General features: G+C 58.7%; 2 protein-coding genes. Both read right to left on the bottom strand.

All coding sequences use genetic code 11. The annotated features are described in order from the left end of the window. Positions 1-48: 48 nt before the first annotated feature. Positions 49-3,951, bottom strand: coding sequence for a DNA-directed RNA polymerase subunit beta' (locus tag QZ540_RS03890; protein WP_294627903.1), 3,903 nt, complete (start codon positions 3,949-3,951; stop codon positions 49-51). A gap of 110 nt (positions 3,952-4,061) precedes the next feature. Beyond that, on the bottom strand, positions 4,062-7,568 hold the full coding sequence (gene rpoB, locus QZ540_RS03885) for a DNA-directed RNA polymerase subunit beta (protein WP_294627902.1): 3,507 nt from the start codon (positions 7,566-7,568) through the stop codon (positions 4,062-4,064). Positions 7,569-7,701: the final 133 nt, after the last annotated feature.

The following is a 7,701-nucleotide window of genomic DNA, read 5'->3' as shown; positions in this document are numbered from 1 at the left end:
ACCAGGTCAGGAGTCTAAACCCCCAACCTGCCCCTCACGGCAGAAGCCTTAGTCCAGACCACGACCGTACTCATCCAGCGAAACAGCCATAAAGCCGCCGTTGCCGTAAGTGTACACCTCGTTATCCATCTGGAATGCGCTCGGGTAACCACCGAAAGTGTCCAGAGCCTGCATACGCTCCGCGGTAGCCTGGGCGCTGGGCTCAACCTCAATATCGTTGTAACGTGCCAGACCGGTACCGGCGGGAACAAGCTTACCGATGATCACGTTCTCCTTCAGGCCGAGCAGCGGGTCAGTCTTCGCCTCCATAGCAGCCTGAGTCAGGACGCGGGTGGTCTCCTGGAAGGAGGCCGCCGACAGCCAGGACTCGGTAGCCAGCGAAGCCTTGGTAATACCCATCATTTCCGGACGGCCAGCTGCGGGCTTCTTACCCTCAACCAGTGCCTTGCGGTTAGCAGTCTGGAAAGCAATGTTATCAACCAGCTCACCAGGCAGCAGATCGGTATCGCCGGACTCAATCACGGTCACGCGACGCAGCATCTGGCGAACAATAACCTCAACGTGCTTGTCGTGGATTTCCACACCCTGCGACTTGTACACGCCCTGAACCTCGCTCACCAGGTGCTTCTGAGCCTCACGAGGACCACGAATACGCAGAACCTCCTTCGGATCAACAGAACCGGTAGCCAGCTGATCGCCAACCTGAACGTGATCGCCGTTCTGCAGCTTAGAAGCTGCACGACGCAGAACAGTGTAGGACTGGGGCTCGGAACCATCGTCCGGGGTCACCACAATCTTGTAGGACTTCTCGGTATCCTCAATGGTCACGCGACCGGACACCTCAGAAATCGGGGCAACACCCTTGGGGGTACGAGCCTCGAACAGCTCCTGAATACGGGGCAGACCCTGAGTAATATCGTCAGCCGAAGCCACACCACCGGTGTGGAAGGTACGCATGGTCAGCTGGGTACCGGGCTCACCAATCGACTGAGCCGCAATAATACCAACAGCCTCACCAATGTCCACCAGAACGTTCGAAGCCATCGAACGGCCGTAGCACAGTGCACACACACCAATAGCGGACTCACAGGTCAGAACCGAACGGACGCGAACATCCTTCACGCCTGCCTTGAAGAGCTTCTCAATGAGCTCATCAGAGACGTCCGAGCCAGCAGCAGCCAGAACGTTGCCAGCCTCGTCCTTCACGTCAACCGCAAGGGTACGACCGTGAATCGAAGTCTCGACATCCTGGTGCAGAGCGCCGTCCTCATCAATCAGAGGCAGAACCAGACCGCGGCGAGTGCCACAGTCGTGCTCGCGAACGATAACGTCCTGCGAAACGTCCACCAGACGACGAGTCAGGTAACCCGAGTTAGCGGTACGCAGTGCGGTATCCGCCAGACCCTTACGTGCACCGTGGGTCGCGATGAAGTACTCCAGAACCGACAGGCCCTCACGGTACGAGGACTTAATCGGGCGAGGCATAATCTCACCCTTCGGGTTCGACACCAGACCACGGATACCCGCAATCTGACGGACCTGCATCCAGTTACCACGTGCACCGGAGGTCACCATACGGTAAATGGTGTTCAGACCACCGTGAGAGCTCAGGTTCTCACGCATAGCCTCAGCAACCACGTCGGTAGCCTCGGTCCAAACCTTAATCAGCTCCTGACGACGCTCTTCGTCATCGATGGTACCGATCTCGAAGTCGTCCTGAATTGCAGCAGCCTGCTTCTCGTAGCGCTCCATAATTGCCGGCTTCTCAGCGGGAGTAGCAATATCGGAAACAGCCACGGTCACGCCCGAACGAGAAGCCCAGTAGAAACCAGAGTTCTTCAGGTTGTCCAGAGCACGAGCCACAACATCCATCGGGTAACGCTCAGCCAGATCGTTAATCAGGCTACCCAGGCCCTTCTTATCTGCCACACCGGAGAACCAGGGGTAATCCTTCGGCAGAGCCTGGTTGAACAGAACCTGACCAACGGTGCAGTCCAGCAGCACGGGGTCGCCCGGCTTGTAACCCTCGGGAGCTTCCCAGCCCTCAGGAGCAACAAACTGATCACCATCAAGGCGGATCTTCACCTTGGTGTACAGCTCAATCTCATGACGATCCATCGCCATCAGAGCCTCAGACACCGAAGAGAATGCGTGACCCTCGTTCTTCTGACCATCGCGAGGAGTAGTCAGGTGGTACAGACCAATGATCATATCCTGCGAAGGAACAGCCACAGGGCGGCCATCCGACGGCTTCAGGATGTTGTTCGAGGACAGCATGAGGATACGAGCCTCAGCCTGAGCCTCGGGAGACAGCGGCAGGTGAACTGCCATCTGGTCACCATCGAAGTCAGCGTTGAACGCGGAGCAAACCAGCGGGTGCAGCTGAATAGCCTTACCCTCAACCAGCTTCGGCTCAAACGCCTGAATACCGAGGCGGTGCAGAGTAGGTGCACGGTTCAGCAGAACCGGGTGCTCTGCAATGACCTCTTCCAGAACGTCCCAAACCTGCGGGCGGAAACGCTCAACCATACGCTTAGCGCTCTTAATGTTCTGAGCGTGGCTCAGCTCCACCAGACGCTTCATAACGAAGGGCTTGAACAGCTCCAGAGCCATCTGCTTGGGCAGACCACACTGGTGCATCTGCAGCTGGGGACCAACCACAATCACGGAACGACCCGAGTAGTCAACACGCTTACCGAGCAGGTTCTGACGGAAACGACCCTGCTTACCCTTCAGCATGTCAGACAGAGACTTCAGGGGGCGGTTACCGGGGCCGGTCACCGGGCGACCGCGACGACCGTTATCGAAGAGCGAGTCCACAGCTTCCTGCAGCATACGCTTCTCGTTGTTCACGATAATCTCGGGAGCACCCAGCTCCAGCAGGCGCTTCAAACGGTTGTTACGGTTGATCACACGACGGTACAGGTCGTTCAGGTCGGAGGTCGCGAAGCGGCCACCGTCCAGCTGAACCATCGGACGCAGTTCCGGCGGAATAACCGGAACGACATCCAGGACCATACCCAGCGGGGAGTTGTTAGTGGTCAGGAAGGCGTTAACAACCTTCAGACGCTTCAGAGCGCGGGTCTTCTTCTGACCCTTACCGGTCTGAATAATCTCCTTGAGAGCCTCAGCCTCAGCCTCCAGGTCGAAGGACTCCAGACGCTTCTTAATAGCCTCTGCGCCCATCGCACCCTCAAAGTACAGGCCGTACTTATCAATCATGGAACGGTACAGAGCCTCATCACCCTCAAGGTCAGCGACCTTCAGGTTCTTGAAGCGATCCCACACGCGATCCAGGTGCTCAGCCTCGCGCTCGTAGCGCTTACGCACCGACGCGAGCTGACGCTCAGCGTTATCGCGCAGCTTACGCTTCTCAGCAGCCTTGCCGCCCTCTGCCTCAATACGAGCCAGCTCCGCCTCAACCTCACGGCTGATAGCGTTCACATCAGCGTTCAGAGCAGCCTCAAGCTCCTGCTTCTCACGGTCGTGAGCAGCCTGCAGCATGGGCAGATCCTCGTGACGAGCCTCCTCGTCAACCTTAGTGATCATGTACGCAGCGAAGTAAATGACCTTCTCCAGGTCCTTCGGAGCCAGATCCAGCAGGTAACCCAGGCGGGAAGGAACACCCTTGAAGTACCAAATGTGGGTGACAGGAGCAGCCAGCTCAATGTGGCCCATGCGCTCGCGACGTACCTTAGAGCGGGTCACCTCAACACCACAGCGCTCACACACAATGCCCTTGAAGCGCACGCGCTTGTACTTACCGCAGTAGCACTCCCAGTCCTTGGTGGGGCCGAAGATACGCTCGTCGAAGAGGCCGTCCTTCTCGGGCTTCAGGGTACGGTAGTTGATGGTCTCGGGCTTCTTAACCTCACCGAAGGACCAACGACGGATGTCGTCGGCGGTGGCGAGGCCAATTCGCATCAAACCAAGCGAAGATTCGTTGGACATATCGGTCCTAATCTCTTTCTGTAAGTTTCTGAAGACTTGGGTTAGCGGGCGGGAACCCCACAACGCACGCGAGCGCATGCGGGGCTCCCCACCCTAGAAGGAGGCGGTGCTTATGCCTCGTCGACGGAGCTAGGCTCGTCGTGGGTCAGGCTCACGCCCATATCTTCTGCTGCCCGGAAGCCTTCTTCCTCCGAGTCGCTCATCTCGATAATCTTGCCGTCAGTGGAGAGCACCTCGACGTTCAGGCACAGAGACTGCATTTCCTTGATAAGAACCTTGAAGGATTCGGGGATACCCGGCTCAGGGATGTTCTCGCCCTTCACGATAGCCTCGTAAACCTTCACACGGCCCGCCACGTCATCGGACTTGACGGTCAGGATTTCCTGCAGGGTGTATGCGGCGCCGTATGCTTCCAGCGCCCACACTTCCATCTCACCGAAGCGCTGACCACCGAACTGCGCCTTACCTCCCAGGGGCTGCTGGGTAATCATCGAGTACGGACCGGTGGAACGAGCGTGAATCTTGTCATCCACCAGGTGGTGCAGCTTCAGGATGTACTGGTAACCAACCGAAATCGGGTCCGGGAAGGGCTCACCGGAACGGCCGTCAATCAGACGTGCCTTACCGGAACGGTTGATCAGACGATCACCATCGCGGTTCGGGTTCGAGTGGTCCATGAGGTCGAACAGCTCGTCCTCGTGGGCACCGTCGAACACCGGGGTTGCCAGGCGGGTCGGGCCGGATTCCTTCGGGAAGTTCGGCATGCGCTTGAGCCACTCGGGCTCGCCTTCAATCTTCCAACCCTGCTTAGCCAGCCAACCGGTGTGGACTTCCAGAACCTGACCAATGTTCATACGACCGGGCACGCCCAGCGGGTTCAGGATAACGTCCACGGGGGTACCGTCTTCCAGGAAGGGCATATCCTCGATCGGCAGGATCTTGGAAATAACACCCTTGTTACCGTGGCGGCCTGCAAGCTTGTCGCCGTCGGTAATCTTACGCTTCTGAGCCACGTACACGCGGACCAGCTGGTTCACGCCCGGGGGCAGATCGTCCTCATCGTTGTTCTCGCGGTCGAAGATGCGGATACCGATGACGGTACCGGACTCGCCGTGAGGAACCTTCAGGGAGGTGTCGCGAACCTCGCGGGACTTCTCACCGAAGATTGCGCGCAGCAGGCGCTCCTCGGGGGTCAGCTCGGTCTCGCCCTTGGGGGTGACCTTACCGACGAGGATGTCGCCAGCCTCAACCTCAGCACCGATGTGGATGATGCCGCGCTCGTCCAGAGCCGAGAGAACATCCTCGGACACGTTCGGAATATCGCGGGTAATCTCCTCGGGGCCCAGCTTGGTGTCGCGGGCGTCAATCTCGTGTTCCTCAATGTGGATCGAGGTCAGCACGTCCTCAGAAACCATGCGCTGGGAGAGGATGATCGCATCCTCGTAGTTCAGGCCTTCCCACGGCATGTACGCCACGAGCAGGTTCTTACCCAGTGCCAGCTCGCCGCCGTCGGTGGAGGGGCCATCAGCGATAACGTCGCGGTATTCGACGCGCTGGCCTTCCTTCACCACAACGCGCTGGTTGTAGCAGTTACCCGGGTTCGAGCGGGAGAACTTCATGATCGGGTAGGTGGAGACAGAGCCGTCGTCGTTACGGACGATAACGGTCTTAGCGTCCACGGAGGAAACCACACCGGGCTTCTTCGCGAGCACGGAGTCACCGGAGTCCAGTGCTGCGTACTTCTCCATACCGGTACCAACCACGGGAGCCTCAGACTCCAGCAGGGGCACAGCCTGACGCTGCATGTTAGCACCCATCAGTGCGCGGTTAGCGTCGTCGTGCTCCAGGTAAGGAATCAGGGCGGTAGCCACGGACACCATCTGGCGCGGGGAGACGTCCATGTACTGAACGGCACCGGGAGCGACCAGAACAGCTTCGCCAGAACCGTCACCCGCACGGCAGAGAACCTCGTTCTCAGCGAAGGTACGGTCCGGGTTCAGCGGTGCGTTTGCCTGTGCAATAACGACAGACTTCTCGTCGTCAGCGGTCAGGTAGCGGACCTCATCGGTCACGCGGCCGTCAGTCACCACGCGGTAGGGGGTCTCAATGAAACCGAAGGAGTTGATTCGACCGTAGGTTGCCAGCGAACCAATCAGACCAATGTTCGGGCCTTCAGGGGTTTCAATGGGGCACATACGACCGTAGTGCGAGGGGTGGACGTCTCGAACTTCCATGCCTGCACGGTCACGGGACAGACCGCCCGGGCCCAGTGCGGACAGACGACGCTTGTGGGTCAGACCCGCCAGCGGGTTATTCTGGTCCATGAACTGGGACAGCTGAGAAGTACCGAAGAACTCCTTGATAGCTGCCACGACGGGGCGGATGTTCACCAGGGACTGCGGGGTGATAGCGTCCACGTCCTGGGTGGTCATGCGCTCGCGAACCACGCGCTCCATACGGGACAGACCGGTACGGATCTGGTTCTCAATCAGCTCGCCCACGGTGCGGATACGACGGTTACCGAAGTGGTCGATGTCGTCGATATCGATCTTGAGGGAGATTTCCTCGCCGTCACGGACGCCGGAGATGCTGGTCTCGCCTGCGTGCAGAGCGCAGAGGTAACGAATCATCTGAGCGATGTCGTCCTGGCTCAGAACGGAAGCCTCGGGGGAATCCATGGGAACGTCCACGCCGAGCTTACGGTTCAGCTTGTAACGACCAACCTTCGCCAGATCGTAGCGGCGCGGGGTGAAGTACATGTTGTCCAGCAGAGCCTGGGCAGCTTCAACCGTCGGGGGTTCGCCCGGACGCAGCTTGCGGTAGATGTCCAGCAGAGCCTCGTCGCGGTCCTTGACGGAGTCCTTCTCCAGGGTTGCGCGGATGGAGTCGTACTGACCGAACTCAGCCAGAATCTTGGACTCGGTCCAGCCCAGCGCCTTCAGCAGAACGGTCACAGACTGCTTACGCTTACGGTCCAGACGCACGCCAACCTGGTCGCGCTTATCAATCTCCAGCTCGAACCATGCACCGCGGGAAGGAATCACGCGGGCAGAGTAAATGTCCTTATCGGAGGTACGGTCCGGGGCCTTCTCGAAGTAAGCACCGGGGGAACGCACCAGCTGGGAAACGACCACACGCTCAGTACCGTTAATAACGAAGGTACCGGCCTCGGTCATCAGGGGGAAGTCACCCATGAACAGGGTCTGCTGCTTGACCTCGCCGGTAGCGAGGTTCATGAATTCAGCCTTAATGTACAGCGGAGCCGAGTAGGTTGCGTCGCGGTCCTTGCACTCCTCAACAGAGTACTTGGGGTCAGCAAACTCAGGCTCAGAGAAGGAGAGCTGCATAGTCTCCTGGAAGTCACGAATCGGGGAGATTTCTTCAAAAATCTCAGCCAGACCGGACTGAGCGGGGACAGAAGTGTCACCAGCAGCCTGCGCCTTCTCCAGACGCTCCGCCCAGCGCTCGTTACCAACGAGGCGGTCGAAGCTATCGGTCTGGATAGCAAGCAGGTTGGGAACCTTCAGCGGTTCGTTAATCTTCGCGAATGAAATTCGGCGCGAGACGTTCTCTGCGCCGTTAGCGGCGTCATGGTTAGAGGTGCTCGAAGCGACCAAAATGGGGATCCTTCCACAGACATGTCTGTTAGCAATCAGCCTCCCGGCGACATTACCGGCGACACGACAACCTCAGCCCCCGAATAGAACGGTGCTCGAAGCTATAGAGTCGGACGGAAAAACGTCACCTTCA

The organism is uncultured Rothia sp., assembly GCF_916049665.1.
Lineage (GTDB): Bacteria > Actinomycetota > Actinomycetes > Actinomycetales > Micrococcaceae > Rothia.
The sequence above is the reverse complement of the archived record's forward strand: the minus strand, read 5'-3'. Positions and strand labels throughout refer to the sequence as shown.

What these genes read in the sequence shown, in the direction of transcription:
- QZ540_RS03890 (WP_294627903.1), bottom strand. Translation starts at nt 3,951, where the DNA reads ATGTCCAACGAATCTTCGCTTGGTTTGATGCGAATTGGCCTCGCCACC.